The organism is Xenorhabdus entomophaga (assembly GCF_037996725.1).
Classification (GTDB): Bacteria; Pseudomonadota; Gammaproteobacteria; order Enterobacterales; family Enterobacteriaceae; genus Xenorhabdus; species Xenorhabdus khoisanae.
The window spans coordinates 60,432-78,283 of record NZ_JBBMXH010000009.1 but is presented as its reverse complement, the minus strand read 5'-3'; the positions used below and the strand labels follow the sequence as shown (position 1 = coordinate 78,283).

Here is a 17,852-nt window from a genome sequence, read left to right as displayed (position 1 = left end):
CACACCTTTGAAACTCATTGTTGTTATGGCCTGCGGCTAGGGGTGTGTCATAACAGGATAATTGTGCAATACGGCACCAATACCCCAAATTTCTCACCTGAAAAAGGGGGGGCGTTTGCCTGTCAGGGCTGTATGTTGACCGTTTCCCGTTTCAGCACACCTTTGGCTGATTTTTAATTCTTCCCGTTTCAGCACACCTTTGGCTGATTTTTAATTCTTCCCGTTTCAGCACACCTTTGGCTGATTTTTAATTCTTCCCGTTACGACACACCTTTGAAACTCATTGTTGTTATGGCCTGCGGCTAGGGGTGTGTCATAACAGGATAATTGTGCAATACGGCACCAATACCCCAAATTTCTCACCTGAAAAAGGGGGGCGTTTGCCTGTCAGGGCTGTATGTTGACCGTTTCCCGTTTCAGTCCACCTTTGGCTGATTTTTAATTCTTCCCGTTTTGACACACCTTGGAACTTATCCCATTTGGAAGAAATTAGGCTTTGACAAAGTGGGGTTACTTGGTATGACTTTAATGTTGAGATGCCGGGATTTTGACGGTGTGACATGGGGGCAGGGATTTAGTGAAAATCCATGATGTTACCTGTAGCGACCTGCATTCCATTTCAGCCAACCCGTATTATTAGGTCATCATGTTGATTACCCGTAATATAACTGTTTTCAACAAGGAAGTTTTTTTAATAAAAAAAGGATAAAGAAAGTAACCAACAATGCGACACAGATGGCAATTGAAAATGTGAACACAAATCCAGCCTGTGTAATATACTGTTCGACTATCAGATAGAAGGCTAATACACCAACCCCGCTTATCGCATTTCCACGTATAACGGTTACAGTATCAGTACGTCCATAATGGATCTGGGTAAAAACAGTCAAAGGCCACGCTATTACTGGCACTGGCGCCAAAATCCCACTAAGTGTAGATCCTATGGCATTGGCGGATGCCGTGATAACCAACACCATTGCGGTTGCGATAAGAATACGTGAGGTTAAATCAAAAGACGGGGGTTGGCGATTAAATGACAATGCTCCGTATCTTCGGGTAAATACGAGGATGCCGCTAATTGCGGATACAATCACACAGATATTCAGAGCAGTGCTATTAACGTCGAGTAGTAGCCACGATATACCGCAAAAGAAAAGCACTGAACTACTGCAAATAATGTAAAGCGAGTGCCTCATCAATGCGATATAATACAAATAGGTCAGCTGTACCGCACCGACTCCGGCTAAAGAACTCAAGGCAGCGTGTTGTGCAAAATACACGCCTTGCTCGATAGCCATGTAAATTGATATAGTCCCAGAAGTCAGCGGCATACCGGATAATATGCCGCCTACAAAACTGCCCCATCGTCTGGCAGAAAGGGAGACGAGTAACATTAATAACGGCGTGACGATCAATTTGATCGCAAATAGCATGTCCATGGGTTCCTGCCTTTATTATTATCCCACCGTATTACTTATCGTTGCTCTCATAGCTACTGCAATTCCATTCCAATACTGGGTCGTAATTTCCAAAAAACGAAAAAAAGAGTGTCGCAATTCTTCAAGATCCTCTAAGCTCTTGCATTGCTGTGCAGCCGCCTCTATCGCTTGAATTTTATGTTCTTTCTCTGCATCACCAATATGTATATAGAAATACTCACAATGCTCGTGAAAGCTGTCATTGCTAGTATAAAGCTGTCGATAGTTCCTAGCGCCTTCATATAGTCTGGTCAGCATGGAATATGCCAGCCATTCTTGCGCTAGCAGCGTTCCAAGAATGCGCGTTGGGGGATTATTTTCACTGAACGTATAAAGTGCTCTTTGCTCGACAATAAATGCTTCGGTACTAGGCAATAAAGGGGATCTTTCTATCTCTGTGATCTTTACCTTTCTACCGGCTAACCGACTAAGTAAGTCTTCAAAATACCCGTGAAGCAGTACAAGATGGGCCTTTTTTTGATCACCGTAGCCAAATTCAGAATATAGATTTTTGACGATCTCTACCTTTGCTGACATCTCTGTTGCGCCGAGGAAAGATAAGGCAACCATTGTTGATGTATTTGTTGTTCTGGCTAAATAGTTTTTAGCAAAAATCATGACTTCATTTAGCGTTAATGTCTCTGACATCCAGCGGGTATAAAACTCATTGTTTAAGGCCGGATGAGAAAAGACACTTTCCGCAGTAGCTTGAATTTGCTGTCGTAATGATTCTATTGTTATAACTTCCTTAATTGTCTGCATATTATTGTCCCCAAGTGTATTTTAACGATAAAAAATTATATAAAAATACAAAAATGAAACACTTTTATATATCGATATAGATATTATAACGTCACAAAACTATACCAAACTACAACAAAAAAATTCCTATCTTGGGAATGAGGGTAAAAGGCAACTAATTTATTTCTATTCACGGATTAGGTTTATTTCTTTACGAAATGCAATGCCGGACTTGGCAGAGAAAAGATGAGGTTCGGTAACGACTAATGTTGTGCTTATTGTTTGCCTCATCATGAAAACAATATCAACTCATTAAATAAGGCAGACAATAAGTTATTGTAGCTACTTGGTTATTCAGAGATCAAATCTCTTGTAACCTTTTTCAATTCATTCAAATCGATAAGTCTATAAACGTGACCTAATCGCATAGCAACATTGGGGCTACCCTGCAACATCAACCAACCCATTGCACCGGCGCAGAAAGACTCTTTGCCAGAAGCGTGATAAACATATTCCTCATCATAGTAACCCCCCGTGGAGAATGTCGTTTAACGGCAAAAAGTTTTTTTAGATTCATCTTATACCAATGGTCGTGCTACAAAATCGTAAACAAGGTCAAATCCCCCAAAACAAGAGATTAAGCGCATCTTTGATATCTGATGACCATTGGCCCACATCAGTGATTTTTTCTCCAATTACGCTTTCTGAAACACTTGAAAGTTCTGTTGTTAAAAGTCGGTAATTTTCATCGCTGATTTGTATGATGGGAAATAGATGCCGGCTTACCTTGTTTGAAAAATGATGCGCTTTAACCAAAGGAATAACCATACGCCTTCCTGGTGTTTCAATGATGTCGCTTTGTACATCAACCAACATGCTATATTGGCTTCCGCTCCGTTTGTATTGATAAACAACAAATTGCATTTACCAGTTCCTGTTTTCATCAGCAAATGAGCCATATTGTTCAATAAATTGAGCAACTTCTTCCATCCCTTTGCGATTGTCGGCTTTCCAGCTTTCAGCTTTGATTCGTTGGGCTTCTCTGGTCATGACGTCATTAACCAAACCTGAAATATTTACCCCGGCGGAACTCAGAATCAGATAATTTTCTTTATCAACTGTTACGTTAACTCTGTGTTTCATAACAACCTCAAATACACACTTTAAGTATACATTAGAAGTGTGTATTTGATGAGGGCAAAAGTCAACCTGATTTTTATCAGATTTCAGATTGTAGTCGTTCTATCTCATTCGCCTGGGGACATAGCGTCTCATCACGAAGTTGCTTTACGGCCAAAATGAATGTTCATGATATTGCGTACAGTATGCAATGGATCGAATCCCCTTTCTTTTGCCACCGCAAAACGCAATGTTGCCTTTTGCCTTGCTTGTTCAGCCTCTCTATCAATCCGATCCCGATAGGATGCACTCGCACCCTGATTTTTGCGGGTGGCTTGTGATGAGGTGCGAGCACATAAAAATGTTTGACGCTTAACGAGGTTATTGAGCTTTTCTCTTAATGAACGACGTTCAGCGTGTTTCATATTCTCGCTTTCTGCATAATCAAGCGCTTTGGTTTTTGCCCGTTCAGCAAGGGCTGTTGTGCTTGTTTTTACACTGACAGAAAATGGTTCCGGTTTAGCCGGAATACTCTTTTTCTTTTCTTCTTGGTCTATGGGCTTTACTTCTCTTTGCCGCTCATTTTGATCGGGGGCACTCTGTGCATTTTGATCGGGGGGGGACTGTTGCATTTGTGATTTAAACTTGCCCTGAAATATCTGAGTAATACAGTTGATGATTTTACGAATATCTCTACGTACATACCCTGTTATGGCCTGTATGCAGTCCCGCGCAACGTTTAGAAATGAATCTGTGAATTTGTATTCTGTGGCTTGCTGACCGACATGGGGATCAAACACATAGGTTTTCGTCAATATGCCTGCGGATACCGCTTTATTTAAGTTACGACGCACTGTAGCAATGGACGTCCCACATTCCATGCTGAGGTTGCGTTTTGTTTTGTAGATTTTGTATTCGGATGTAGATGAAGCCACCCCAGAGACGACGGATAAGATTTGTTTGGCTGGACGAGAAAGAATATCAATAGGTAAGTGGCCGATAATAAAACTCAGGCCATAGCCTGAAATTTGTCCGTTTTTCTTGATGTATGGATTGCGTGAGTTTATAATATCCCGTGAAATTTGCATGTTTTGTTTCCAATCTAAATTGTTATTGCTTCCTTGTTTGCCGACAAGAAAGTGCCACCGATAGGTGAAAAGAAGAGCGTCAGCAATGAACTGGCGCTTTTTTTTTGCCTATACATTTTTAACTGGATTTTAATACAGTGTTGTGATAGTCGAGCCTGTGTAGCAAGGGCGATCCTACACGCGATCTGATTCTCAGATCAATACGATAAATAAATTATTATTTAGATTTATATGTTATGTTTTATATAACTTACTGTTTTTAATTATTAATTTTTAGTTAAAAAGTAATTTTTATTTAGAATTTTATTTTAACCCTATTATTTAACGTCAATGGCTTGTTGACATGCTCCGTTGGAAAGGGGTATTTTAAAACGGCAGTAGTAAATCCTACTGCCGGGATTGGAACCCCGATAACCATTACAGCGACACAGATGCGCTTGCGTCTTTTTTTGTGTCATGCCTATGCACATCCAATTTATGGTGGGCGGGGCGGAGCAACCGCAAGGTTGGCCGGATTAGTGTTTGCCTCGGTAATCGCCGTAGCTGTAATGGCCGGTAGTTCCAACTCCGTTCAGCTCACCACCAATCAGAGATTGGAACCTCGCTGGTGGTGATTTTTTACCATTACAGAGCGATTACCATCATGATTAATCATAATTATCATTGCGCACACCTGCGCCCAAAATCCTATAAGTTCCTGTTTTATGCGCAGGTGCGTGCTGACCAAAAATCCATCCCAGAGCGCATAACCATCAAAGCCGAATCATTGTATGAAGCCCGCCGCATTCTTGCTCCGCGTTATGTTCTTGTCTATGGTGGCTGCGTACCTATTCAGCATGATGCTTAATCATTCCTGGAGTAAATGTAACTTGCTAATTTTGGGCTTATTTACCTAAACATCCTGACTGTATCCAGCGTTTTTAACTTTTAATATTTAAGATCACGCTGGATTTTCAGTCTGTTCATCTGATAAATCAGTGTTTATGATGAATAGGTTTTCACCTAAATAGAGGGGTAACTATGAAATATACATTCAGCGCTGACAAAGCAGGCACAAAAACTTGGTTTACCATTCCTAATGGAGCCCCATTAAAAGAAAAAATGCCTTCCAGAGCCCTTTGTCGTATTGATGATGATGGTACTTTACATGTGACATGTACAAACAAACGTGAGGCTCAAGATGTTGAACTTGCAATTTCTATTGCAAATAGACCACTTAAAAATAATCTGGAACAAGACGTTGAACAAACCCAAAACACAAAAACACCTCCCCGTCGGTATGTTGCATCCCTTTTCATGGCACAGTTGAAAAATCTCAATCATGGAAAGCCTTGGGTGTGTACTGAGTATGACATTCAATTAAAAGGGGCATCACCAGCATGGGAGGGAGAATTGATATGTTATGTCTACGAGGAAAAAGAAAAATCATAGTTTTTATGTTTTACTACGCATACAATGTTTACTATTAATCAAATAAAACCAAAAGGTCTGGCATAATGAAAATAGATAGCATACGTAAAAGGAATGAATTTTGTAATGGATTAGAGTACGCGATTTACGATAAACTTAAATCATTCGGAGTTAATGAAATATATATTAATATTGTGTATAACTCACACATTTCATTAGGCTATGTAATAACCGCCAGTTTATCCTATCAAATTGAGTTGCGTAAGGTTGAATTCGTTTTAACGTTTAATGATTTCAGCTTCACTGCTAAACAGAAGAATAAGATAAACATTGACCCTGTAAAAAAATTGGCTAGCCGTAGAGAAAAATATGTATTTGGCTCTCCCTTACTTGAAATGCCAATTCCTCACCTTGCATCAATTATAGTTAAATATCTCGATCTCCCTGATGAAAAAATCGAATTTGATAAAGAAATAGAACATACAGTAAATAATGAAAAAAAAGACTTAAGCAATCTTGTTACTGAATCATGGCAGGGGGGAGCACCTAGAGTAACCGTTAATAAACGGGATGGTGAGGTGGTTGTTAAGCTGTTGAGGGAGAGTACACTTATAAAATCATCTAAGAGGTTATTGACAGGTCAGTGTGAAACCCTTGCCAAAAAAGTGTTGACGTTTCCAGCTGATGAAAAAATTGAAACCATATTAGAAGCGGCATTATCATTATCTCGTGAAGCGGGTGATTGTTGGGTGTGGGATACAGCTGGCATTGGACTTGAAAAGTTATATAAAACTAAATTTAGTGAATGTAAATAAACTAAAATCTAAAGTGTTCCCCGCAATGCGGGGAGATAGAGAATTTTTCGATAGCTCAGTTGTAAATTAGAAGTTTATAACTAAATGCCTGTCTTAAGCGGGTTAGAGAGCCATGATTGGATTTTATTCTGGATATTGCTCGCCTTGTGAGGTGTCTTCGAAACCTAATTCTGCATTTTTTAGTAGCATAACATCACCCAAAACATATTCACCTTTTGTAATTATATTTTTTGTTGCATATTGAGTTGCTAAATAATTTTTAGGTAGTTTATGTCTTTTTCCTTCTTCATTAAGAATCATCCAATAATATATTTCATTGCCTATAGTTAACCCTTTGGGTAATGCGAGTAGTTTGAAGTACCCTTTAACGGTTTTTTGCAAAAAATGAACAGGTAATTCTTTATCGACGAAATGCTTTTCGTCAACGGGCGCTATGGTGTTATCTGTGCGTATTATTAATGCCATTTTTTAATCCCGCTTCTTTCACACGTAATTCTTGATATCCTGATAATCTCTGACTCTGATAGCTCCCCTGGCTTCATACTTTGCAGGCCAATAAATTGAGCTGTTTTTGAAACAGCTTTCCAGTATAAACAACTTGCGGCCTTGATTAAGCGCCGCTCTTGCTTGCGTCAGCGTTCCCGATGTATCAGAAGCCTCTACAATAACCGTAGCCTCTGATAATGCGGACATGGTTATATTACGTTCAGGAAAGAACAATTTGTTTGTCCTGTAATCGTTATCCCGATAGTATTTAAACGGAACTTGACTAATTAAGAGATGGTTTTTTCTAATAAATTTTTGCAGTTCAATATTTTGCTTTGGATAAAAATGAGAAAGAGGGGTGCCAATAACCGCAATTGTATTTCCGCCTAATGCAAGCGCTGTTTTATGTGCTTCAGTATCAACCCCTTTAGCCAATCCAGAGATAATTGTAAAACCATCATTTACCAAGTAATTAGTCAGTTTTCTTGTTCTCCGTTTCCCTTCCTCAGATACTTCACGAGAACCAATAACAGAAATGCAGCGAGTATTTATTAGATCCCACCCTCCCTGATAGTAAAAAACTTCTATTGGATTTTGAGCGTCTCTTAATTTTTTGGGATACTCATTAGTTCCATGTACTCTAATTCCTAAATTATCAACCGAATAGAGTTCAAAAATCTCGCTTAACATCCTTTTAAAATCTTCTCGAACACTTTTTGTAACCAGCGTTGAGGGCAACGTATTAGGGGCTTGCCTAAATTTATCTGCAATGGTTTTAAATGTCGCACCTTTCTCAGACCACAATGCCTCATACGCAGCCATTTCTTCAAACTGAGATATAACTCGCTCAAAAGCATCCGAAGAACCGAAATCAAACTGTAACATTTATTCATCTCTTACATATTTTACATCGCCAAATGTATTAGATAGATGGCAAAGCAATCAGGGGAGTTTAACTTAGTGTATACCAATGGTCATGCGTGAGATAGGCTTACATGAGTATGTAAATAGCCTATGGTTTTAAGTGAAATGAGTATCAAAAATACGTATCAAACGCACGACAAAATACGAGTATAACTACCTCAGTCTTAACACGAACCTCGCCTAATATTAGACGATAGACGAGGTAGAAATCCCTATACAGTGTCCTTAGCTAAATTTCGGTGGCCTTGGCGTCTTTAACGAAAAAATAGGGGCTTGGCTGAGTGATTTTGAAGTCCGTTTATGCGGAGCGGGTTGATAGCCCGTTATCTGGCCTAATGGAAGTCGGCCAAAATCAACGTTGCCTACTGATTCGAAAATGGCGGCAACGATCTGTAAATCATTTTCGGTTTCCATGTGTAACATGGCGTTTTTTTGTTCTTCAGAAAGGAATACCGGCAGTTTGTCTATTGCGGATTGGAGATAACGTTTGCGAAGGTCATTGTTTCGCTGTACAGCTTCCAGCATAGCATCCTGTACCTCAATTTTTTGGTTAAGCTCCAATAAACGACCGGATAAAACCAATAATTCCCCTTCAGCGGTCTGGGCGCGGTTTACTGACTCGATCATCATGTCGCGTTCACGCATTTTTTCAAAATGGTCGGAGAGGTCAATGGCGGCGCTTTCGCTAAAACCTGAGTTAACGAATGCCTGAACAATATGGCTTTGCCGGTCTGATACCGATTCCGCCATCATGATTTCACGATCAAGGCTGATGTAATTGGGGGTAGTGACATAATCAAAACCGTAAAAACGGCGTACTACAGATTTCCAAGGGCTGTCTGACCCGCCAGTGACCCAACTCCAGCCCCCAGCTCGTGAGCGTTCCATGCCTTTAACAATTCGGCCAGTATCCGTGTCTAATATTTCCTGAGAGTGGCTAATAATACCTGAATCGTCGATGCTAATCGCGACCGTTCTGTTGGACGGTATATTGTCCAATGCGACCGGTTTTCCATCGATCATGATAAAACTGGTTTCAGGTAGTCGTAACTCTCCTGTGCGTTTGTAATATTCTTCGCGCCGGTTATGGCCATAGAAACCGTAGAGTTCGCCTAATGCCATGCGTTCTTTAACTTCGTTGCTTTCCAGTGATGCTTTAACAGAACTGAGTACATAGTTTCTGGCATTCTGTGGGGTGTGTTTGCGAATGTTGTCAATTACCGAAAAGCGGTCAGTGACGGTCATTAAATTATTCATATCTTTTTCCTCAAAAGTCGGCACAACAGAGGTTATTTAGTAATAAATTTGAAGAGGGTTTTCAGTTCTTCATGGCTCATGGATTCGATATCGAATTCAGCTCCGGTGAATGGGACTGATTCCATCATGTCGTTGTTCTCTTTATCGTCCTGAGTGGCCTTGAATTCTTTAATCATGGCCTGAGCGGTATCGGGATCGATTTCCATTGTGTCGGCCAAGGTGTACTGCATGAAGGTGTCCGAACCACTCATTTTCGGGTTATTGAGCAGGGCATCGACCACGGTAACAACCTGCGCAGAATAGTTAGCCCGGCTATCGAGTTCGCGGTTTCGTTGCTCCTGAATGGCCGTATTCAGGGAATTAAAGGTGATCTGGTAGGGGCGGTCATTGGGCGGAAAAACCTTGCCGTATTTGAAGGCACAGTGAATATCAATGATGCGATAAATCGCCTCCGTGCAACCGTGGCGTATCCAATCACTGCGTTCAGCCGCACTGCTTGATGTCTGTTGCCATCCGCCTTCACCAAGGCCACCGCTCATTTGATCTGCCCATCCCAGCATCGTGGCATCGATACCCAGTGACGCGGCCAGCTGGCGTAAATGAAACATCACATCTTCGATCCCTGTAATGTCGGCAGGGATAGTTTGGGTATCAATCACAATGCCGCCTTTCCCGTCACTCATGACCGGGATCACATGGTTCATCACGGTGGGAAGGGCGTTTCCGTTCATCATGCGGCGCTGGATTTCGACCGCATTCCGCTTTAATCCCTGTGTCACCGAGCGTGTGTAGCTGGCGGCTTGCACGGGATCGAGTGTGTTTGTTGTCAGGGCAACGAGGCGGTCAATTTTGGCCGCGTTATTTCGGGTGGCTTTGAGCGCCTTCAGTGCATCACACAGGTTGACGAATGCCTCATAAGAATGTTCAAGAAAGCTGGCGCCGTAATTTTGGGTTTCTCGTAATGGTGATGCGTCGATGGAAGAGAGCAGGCTAAACCCGTTACTGCCATACATCATTGGCCGATTGTCATAACTGGGCACCCATATTGGTAGTCTCATGGTGATGAGATCCCACGGTTGCGCCATGACACGCTGATAGGTTTCAGGGTGCAGTAAAAAATCGCCGGTGAATCCCGCCAGTTGACCACCGCGCACAAACTCCTGAACAAAATGGGGCAGGGTATGATAGTCACTTTCCAGTGCTATGATGCCTTTCCCTTTTTCCGCATATGGCCGGATGTATGATGTACCGAACACCGTCATGATGCGGGCCCAATTGGGCAGGTTTGCGTTGATTAATTTACCCAGATCGCCTTGCAGTTCTTTACAGCGTTGACTGAGTTCATTATCCGCAGTGTCTTTGGGCTCAATGGTGATGATGGAACGGGATTTTTTGTCCATGCTTAACGCATTGGAAATGTGGATATTCAGTGCGGCGGCAACGGTGGGGGATTTCGCCATCATGCTTAAAATGGCGTATTTCGATAACCGTTCTTCAGGAAGCTGAGTACTGGCATGAATTTCATCGCCGGTGGAGGTAAACACATCTGAATCATCATTTTTATATAGCGCGATCCCCGAACGGGAAACGATCGCCCCGTTACTGCCTGCTATAGGCACGCCGTGCAAGTCATCACGTTCAGCATGAGCGGGCAGTAACTTGCGCAGAATGTCTATTGGCGACCACGACGTTTTGGATTTCACGGTTATTCCCCGCCAGTCATAAATTAAAGGTTTATTAGAATTGGCGATTCTAGTAAACCTTTATTTAGAGACGTGAACATTGGGCGATAAATTAACCTCGACAAAAAGTGATCCTTCGTTGTTTTTAGGTGTGACCAGCATTGCTGAACTGATTAGGGTTATCCGTTCCGCCTCATTAACAAGATCACCGGCCAGCTTTGGCATTACAAAATCAGCGGGGGTCAGTATTGAAAGAAAGAGAAAACAAGCCAATGCTGAAGCGATTGCTTTGCTTGATTCACTCCCGCCTGATTTTGATGGATATACACTAACGGACGAACAGCGCCAGATCTTGGCAGGTTATACCGGATTGGGGGGGATTGGCGGTTCTGAATATGAATACTACACCCCCCAGCATGTCGCCGCTGGCATGTGGGAAATGATGAAAGCCTATGGTGCTGATACCGGCAATATGCTGGAGCCTTCAGCGGCCACCGGCGTATTTCAGGAAACAAAACCCAAAGGCGTTATCTGTACGTCAACCGAAATCAGTGAAATATCAGGCCGGATTAATCAGTTGCTGCACCCTGAAGATCAGGTTTCCATCTCCCCGTTTGAAAAGCTCGCCTCCAATACTCCTGATGATTACTTTGATAGCTGTCTGGGTAATGTGCCCTTTGGTGCCAGTCGTGGCGGTTTTGCCCATTTAGACCCGGAGTATTCAGACGTTAAAAACGTGGGGGTGTATTTTGTTCTCCGTATTTTAGACAAAATTAAGCCGAACGGATTGGCCTGCATTGTGGTTCCCTATGGCATGACCAGTGGAAAAACCTACACCAAGTTACGTGAACAGGTTTCACGTAAGGCGGAGTTTTTAGGGGCACATCGTCTACCGTCAGGCACGTTTGAAGAGAACGGCACGGCAACCGCCGTGGATATCTGGGTACTCAGAAAGCATCCGGTCGATCTGGCCGAAAAAATCCTGATGGCCGATGAACCCGCGTTGAAATCCGCGAATGTGCTGTGGGAGACGTACCTTGCCGGGAAATGGTTTGAGCGGGAAGGCCGAAAATTTCAGCACGGTGAGTCCAGCATAGAAGGTGCAGGCAAATTTAAACGGCTGGTGGTGAAGAATGATCAGATAACAGCGGGTGAGATGAAGCGTAACCTTGCGCATAAGTTTGAATCCCGCATTGATTGGGCCGCGCTCAACCTGATAGAACCGGATGTTGCACCGATGGCAGAGGGCGAAAAGCGGTTTATCAATGGTCGCTGGTATCAGATGGAATCCGGCCGCCTGGTGTATGATGCCGGGGCAAAGGCCACGAAACTCGATCCAACGCGTTACGGCGTCACAACGTATGAAGAGCTATCGGAGCGCTTATCCACGTCTGAAGGGTTATTGAGTCTCACTTTTGAGCAGATTTCTGCCATTGCAAGTAATTATCCCGAAACACTCCCCGCCGAATACCGTTCAATCATCACGTTTGCCCGGATGCAACCGCCGTCGGTACGTGAAAAAGCCTATCGCGGCTCCGTCATTGGCAAACGTATCGCGGGGATGCAGGATCTGATGGCCTCCGGTGCGGCGGGCGAACAGCTGGAAACGCGGCGCGCTGAGGTCGAACAGCTGATTACCCAAGAGGTGGCGCGGGGCGCGAACCCCCATCATGGACGGCGTGTCAATGTGTCCGGCAGCGGGGCGGCGGACTGGTTAAAGTTCAAGGCGAGTGTGACCCAAGACGGGCAGTTGTCGGATCTGATACAAGGCACGTTAGATATTGGTGTGCAGGACGCTCACGACAGCACCGATCCGGAAGCGGTCATTCGCCACCTCTTCAGTCAAATCGATTTAGACCCGGTTACGCTGGCGGCATTTCGCGCCCATTATACCGGAGAATTACCGGCTGATGATGAAGCGTTGCTGGCATGGCTCGCCGACAAAGAAGGCGTTGCCATTTCCGCTGACGGTAACGTGTTGCCGATGGACAGAGCCACCAGCGGCGATATTGGTTTAATGAACAGCCAGATTCTGGCCGTTTTACCTTACACCCGTGAAGGGGCGGTGAAAGAAAACTATCTGCGCCAGCTGGTGGAAATTAAGAACAAACGTAAATGGACGGAAGTCGATAACATCACTTTCTCCCTGAACTCGCGTTGGATGGATCGCCGTCTGATGCTGGAGTTTTTAAACGAGCAAGGTTATGACGCCCTGAAATACATTGAGAAAGTCGAGGTAGAGGAAGGCCAGCTTGTCTCTGATCTGAGTTATCGTGGTAAGCATGGGATTTTTGTCGGCTACAGACACAAAACCGTCATGACCAAAGACAAGGACACGGGGCAGACGATCCCTCAGTATAAACGCGTCAGAGGCAAAGACGGGTTTGCCGATCAGCTTGAAAATTACCTCAATGGTATTAAGCCACGTGGCCAGAACGAGGCCGTGTATCTGGAACGGATCAAACGCTTAGAAGAGGATTTCAACGTCTGGCTCCGCCAGCATGATGAAATAGACGGTCTTGTGCAGCAATATAACGATGCCTTCAATGCGTATATCCCGTATGAGCATTCCGCCGCCAGCCTGAATCTCAGTGGGATTTCAGGAAAACGCACCCCATTCGGTTATCAGAATACCGAAGTCAGACGACTTTCCGAAGATGGCCGGGGCATACTGGGCTTTGGCACGGGACTGGGGAAAACCACCACCGGAATGGCTCTGGAAGCCTACAATTTTGAAAATGGCCGCAGCAAACGCACCCCGATTGTGGTGCCGAAAGCGGTATTGGAAAATTGGTATCACGAAGCCCAGTCGTTCTACAGCAAAGAGGCGCTGAAAAGTTTTCTGTTTGTCGGCCTCGATGAGCTGTTTGATGATGAGGGCCATCATCGTCAGGTGCCGGTACTGGATGAGAACGGCCAGCCGAAATTGGATAAGAACACGGGAGAACCGCTGTATCGTAATGCGCTTAAAATTGCCAGCAGCGCCACGATTAAAGAGCGGATGAACCTGATCCCGCAATCCAACTACCGTGCGGTGGTCATGACCAAAGAGCAGTATGCGGCTATTCCGCTGCGGGAAGAGACGATCACGGACAATGCCTATGATTTGCTGTTTGCTCAAGCTGAAGCGGGTCGCGTCAATCTGGACGGCCAAAAACACAAGGATGCGCAAAAGAAAAACCGCATCCTGGCCGATGGCAGTAACACCGGCAGTCAGAAACAGCAGGATTTCCCTTATTTTGAAGATATGGGCTTTGATAACGCGATTATTGATGAGGGTCATAACTACCGTAACAGTTATGCCGCCGGGCGTGAGGCGTCCATGCTGGCCTATTTGCCGACATCGGCCATGGCAAAGTCAGCCCGTGATATGGCCGTCAAAAACGCCTATCTGATGAAAAATAACAATGGTCGTGGGGCCGTGATGCTGACCGCGACGCCGTTGGTCAACAGCCCGATTGATGCGTTCAATATGCTGTCACATGTCATTCCGATGGCGGAATGGCAACGCATGGGGATCTACACGCCGGATGACTTCGTGAAGGTGTTCGGGATGACCGAATCCGTGCAGGTGCAAAAGATATCGGGTGAGATTGAAACGAAACTAGGCTTGGTCGGGTTCCAGAATCTGGACGGATTACGCGGCCTGTTTCATCGCTGGGCGACCTTAAAAGAGGCAAAGGACGTTGCCAATGAAGTCGCTATCCCCGATGTGGTGCCTCAGACTGAATCGGTGCCCATGACGGCATATCAGCAGGCGGTTTATGAAGAACTGCGCCTGCGGGCGGATGCCTTATCAAAAAGCAAAGAAGAAAAAGAACGGGATGCGAGATACGACGGGTACGAAGAAAAGCCTGAAGATTCTATTTTTGCGATTATCCGGGATATGGACCGGGTGTGTACCGATCCGGATTTGTATAATCGCACAATCACCTTCCGTTTTGATAAATCGCATCTGAACGCCGTGAACGCATTACGGGATGATTTGCCCCTCAGTGTCACGGATACGGATGATGACGATGACGAAACGGTCACCGCCAGCGCAGAGGCGCTTGTGCGGGAAGAGGGGAAGTTTGTTGCTCTGGTCGTCTCTGAACTCTATGAAAAGGAAGTCATTCAACGTTTGGGTATGTTTGGGTTGAGCGAGGATGATATTACACATCCCATTCCGCCAAAATACTCCAAATTAATTGCCAACCTGAAAAAAAGTATGGTGGGGGGCGGTAAGCAAATCATCTTTTCGGATGAAAAAACCCAGCATGAAAAATTGCGCCGCATTATCGCCCAGGCGTTGGGCATGAAACGGGAGGACATCGGTATTCTGAACGCCACGACGGTAGCGCAGGCAGCCAAATCCAATACGAAGAAGCTGAAGAAAGTCAAACGCCCGGCAGAGCCGAAAGAAGACGCGACACCCGACCAGCTGAATAAATATTATGAGCAGAAAGCCGCTTTTGATGAGTATGTGGCCGCGCAGAACGACGTGTCACTGGGCGGGTTAGAAAAGATCGCCGCCGATTACAATGAAGGCCGAACGCCGATCATCATTTGTAATAAGAAGGCAGAAGTGGGAATTAACCTGCATATCGGCACCACCGCAATGCACCACTTAACATTGCCCTGGACACCGGCCTCACTGAATCAGCGCAACGGACGCGGGGCGCGCGTGGGTTCCAGTAGTGCCAGCGTTAAGGCGTATTATTATTGTGGGCAAGGGTCATTTGATGAGTTTCGCCTTGACACGCTGAAACGCAAAGCCAACTGGATCAAAAATATTCTGACGTCGGATGAGGCAATTATGGCGAATGCCGATGCCAATAATGCGGAGGAAATGCGTTTACTGTTAGCCGCCGATCCGGAAGAGCGTGAACGGGTGCGCCGTGAGCAGATCGAAAAAGCGGAAACATTGGCAAAGGCCAAAGCCAAACAGCGGGCGGAAATTGACCTGACCAATTATCTGAAGGCGAAACACGCCAGTAAGGGCGATTCGCAGTCAGTGGAAGATACCATCAAGGATTATCAGGCAAAAATTGACGATAACAAAGCCCGTCTGGAAGACGGACACGCGAAGTCGCCAGACGCGCAAAAAATGTTGCGGGAACAGATTGCAAAGTATACGGATGCGATCACCAAACAGGAGCGTTTGCTGGTGCGTATGCGTCAGTCTGAAAACTTAATCAAACGCTTACGCCCGGAGATTAAACACGCGATTGACGCCGGTTATCTGGATGTGGAACCGGATATTTTAGAGCACGCCGCCGAGTATTATGTGGACAAAGATAAGCGATTATTGCGTACGGGTCGGGTTTATTACTGTCGGATGCCCTATCGTGAGGGGTCTTATTACTTCGACCAGTTTTTGGTCAGGGTGAAGGCCATCAATATTGATACCGGTATCGCCACGGTCGATCAATTGTGGTGTGATGATAAGAATGGTCAACTCAGAAATGCGGCGGCTACGCTTGTTACGTCTTTAGAGGCGGAAGCTGACTTTTCTGACAGTGAGCTGGTGCTGAAAACGTGGATGTTTGGCGGGGTTAGTATTAGCGATGTCGCCTCACGTCTTAACCGACAGCAATTTTATGCTTACCTCAAATCTGGCGATCTGGTATTGAAAGATTATGATGTGTTTTACAGAACAGAAGGGAGCTTTGACACCCATAAATTGAATGGAATGCTTTCAAACTGGTTGAGAGAGAATGCGGATAATATTGTTTATCCCGACGCCAACGATGAGGTACTGAAATCGAAAGTGGCAGAGCATTACCGAGGGAGTTCCTCTCGTGCTTCGTCTATTGGATTCCTAATCGCCTTGTTTGGCACGGATTATAGAACGGCCATCGACAGCTACGGTGAAACGGCCAGCCCGTCATTGATTACTGAACTGGTTGCTGAATACATATCGGATAAGTTAAGCAACTACGGCAGTGAGTCAGAGAATATGTCTGGCTCTGGGTCGGCACAATTACGGCATTTTTTGGAAACCGGACAGTATGATGCCAGTCATTTTATTAAGAATGCTTTTGGTTATCGGACGTTTTCTGTCCCCAGCCAGTACCGGAATACGGTTGATTTTGACAGGGAGTTTGCTGAACAATGTCAGGTGATTGTGGCTCGTCTCAACGATGCCGTCGCCAAGCAGGGTAAAGCGGCAGCCCATAAAGAATATCGGGTGTTTAAATCGTCCCTGAACTCCAGTCTGGCTTCGGTTGTCGAACGAGTGCAGGCATTCCCAACTTCGAATTTCCGGTCTTTCCAAGACAATTATTTTGAAAATACAGCTGGATACGATAATAATTTCGCTACTCTTTTTGCCGATGCTGTTGCTTTGGGCATTATTGAAGAACACGACATTACCGAATCGCATTTCTTGAACGTTCAGCGGCATGATGGATTGTTTTCGGAGATTAATCAGGGTTATAAGAAATTACGTTATGGCGTCGGACGCTGGGATGAAATCAAGCTAAAAGCGGGCCTGATTTCTCAGGAGGAGGTGGATAAAGCCAACGCCGAAAAAGCCCAGATAGAACAAGAAACCCAAAAAATGCGGATCGCTCAGTTGGAAAATAATATTATTGTAAAAACCAACAGCACCGCTATTCGTGGCGGTAAAGGGGCTAACCGTTATGACTATGCACCCGATGGCTGTTACTGCTTTAACGATATCAGGGGCAAAGATGGTGCGCTGTTTGAGGCAAAAGACGAACTGAAAGTGGATTTCAGCGCCACCTATTATAATGGCCGTAATCCGAGCGATGAGTTGGCCGGTAGCTGGTGGCTTATCTCGAAAGAACATCCGCTGGATAAAATTTTAGCTGTTATTCAAAGACATGAATAATTAATCTTGGAGTT

At 44.7% G+C, this 17,852-nt stretch carries 14 protein-coding genes; 5 read left to right on the top strand and 9 right to left on the bottom strand.

Features of this window, described 5'->3' with window-relative positions:
• Positions 1-674: 674 nt before the first annotated feature.
• The 5 genes from AAC854_RS03360 to AAC854_RS03340 all read right to left on the bottom strand — a co-directional run bounded on the left by AAC854_RS03360 (position 675) and on the right by AAC854_RS03340 (position 4,426).
• A complete protein-coding gene (locus AAC854_RS03360; protein WP_273549097.1) occupies positions 675-1,439 on the bottom strand; it encodes a hypothetical protein in 765 nt (254 codons plus the stop codon).
• Positions 1,440-1,457: 18 nt separating this feature from the next.
• On the bottom strand, positions 1,458-2,240 hold the full coding sequence (locus AAC854_RS03355; protein WP_340615875.1) for an iron-containing redox enzyme family protein: 783 nt from the start codon (positions 2,238-2,240) through the stop codon (positions 1,458-1,460).
• Between the two features lie 594 nt (positions 2,241-2,834).
• A complete protein-coding gene (gene ccdB, locus AAC854_RS03350) occupies positions 2,835-3,143 on the bottom strand; it encodes a type II toxin-antitoxin system toxin CcdB (protein ID WP_340615874.1) in 309 nt (102 codons plus the stop codon).
• On the bottom strand, positions 3,144-3,362 hold the full coding sequence (ccdA, locus tag AAC854_RS03345) for a type II toxin-antitoxin system antitoxin CcdA (RefSeq protein ID WP_047961788.1): 219 nt from the start codon (positions 3,360-3,362) through the stop codon (positions 3,144-3,146).
• A gap of 131 nt (positions 3,363-3,493) precedes the next feature.
• Positions 3,494-4,426 carry a hypothetical protein gene (locus tag AAC854_RS03340; protein ID WP_340615873.1) on the bottom strand — a complete coding sequence of 311 codons (933 nt, stop codon included), beginning with the start codon at positions 4,424-4,426 and terminating at the stop codon, positions 3,494-3,496.
• 431 nt (positions 4,427-4,857) lie between these two features.
• On the opposite strand from AAC854_RS03340, the gene AAC854_RS03335 reads away from it, so the two are divergent.
• From AAC854_RS03335 to AAC854_RS03320, 4 genes are all read left to right on the top strand, one after another.
• A complete protein-coding gene (locus AAC854_RS03335) occupies positions 4,858-5,040 on the top strand; it encodes a hypothetical protein (protein WP_340615872.1) in 183 nt (60 codons plus the stop codon).
• Complete coding sequence (locus AAC854_RS03330; RefSeq protein ID WP_273549092.1) at positions 5,034-5,273, top strand: host cell division inhibitor Icd-like protein; 240 nt, start codon at positions 5,034-5,036, stop codon at positions 5,271-5,273. Before AAC854_RS03335 ends, AAC854_RS03330 begins: the two co-directional genes overlap by 7 nt.
• Before the next feature lie 173 nt (positions 5,274-5,446).
• Positions 5,447-5,857: a hypothetical protein gene (locus tag AAC854_RS03325; protein WP_340615871.1), complete on the top strand. Its 411-nt coding sequence runs from the start codon at positions 5,447-5,449 to the stop codon at positions 5,855-5,857.
• A 65-nt stretch (positions 5,858-5,922) separates the two neighbouring features.
• A complete protein-coding gene (locus tag AAC854_RS03320; RefSeq protein WP_340615870.1) occupies positions 5,923-6,651 on the top strand; it encodes a hypothetical protein in 729 nt (242 codons plus the stop codon).
• Between the two features lie 123 nt (positions 6,652-6,774).
• Here the strand turns inward: AAC854_RS03320 and AAC854_RS03315 are convergent, their stop codons facing one another.
• The 4 genes from AAC854_RS03315 to AAC854_RS03300 form a co-directional block, all read right to left on the bottom strand.
• The gene (locus AAC854_RS03315; RefSeq protein ID WP_273549089.1) at positions 6,775-7,116 is read right to left on the bottom strand and encodes a hypothetical protein; all 342 of its coding nucleotides are present in this window, start codon (positions 7,114-7,116) and stop codon (positions 6,775-6,777) included.
• An 18-nt stretch (positions 7,117-7,134) separates the two neighbouring features.
• Positions 7,135-8,022, bottom strand: coding sequence for a DNA-processing protein DprA (locus tag AAC854_RS03310; protein ID WP_340615869.1), 888 nt, complete (start codon positions 8,020-8,022; stop codon positions 7,135-7,137).
• Positions 8,023-8,286: 264 nt separating this feature from the next.
• A complete protein-coding gene (locus AAC854_RS03305) occupies positions 8,287-9,318 on the bottom strand; it encodes a head processing protein (RefSeq protein ID WP_340615868.1) in 1,032 nt (343 codons plus the stop codon).
• Positions 9,319-9,350: 32 nt separating this feature from the next.
• Positions 9,351-11,021 (bottom strand): phage portal protein, encoded by a 1,671-nt coding sequence (locus tag AAC854_RS03300; RefSeq protein ID WP_340615867.1) that lies wholly within the window; start codon positions 11,019-11,021, stop codon positions 9,351-9,353.
• A gap of 79 nt (positions 11,022-11,100) precedes the next feature.
• Between AAC854_RS03300 and AAC854_RS03295 the strand changes: the two genes are divergently transcribed.
• The gene (locus tag AAC854_RS03295; protein ID WP_340615866.1) at positions 11,101-17,838 is read left to right on the top strand and encodes an SNF2-related protein; all 6,738 of its coding nucleotides are present in this window, start codon (positions 11,101-11,103) and stop codon (positions 17,836-17,838) included.
• The last annotated feature ends 14 nt before the right edge of the window (positions 17,839-17,852 follow it).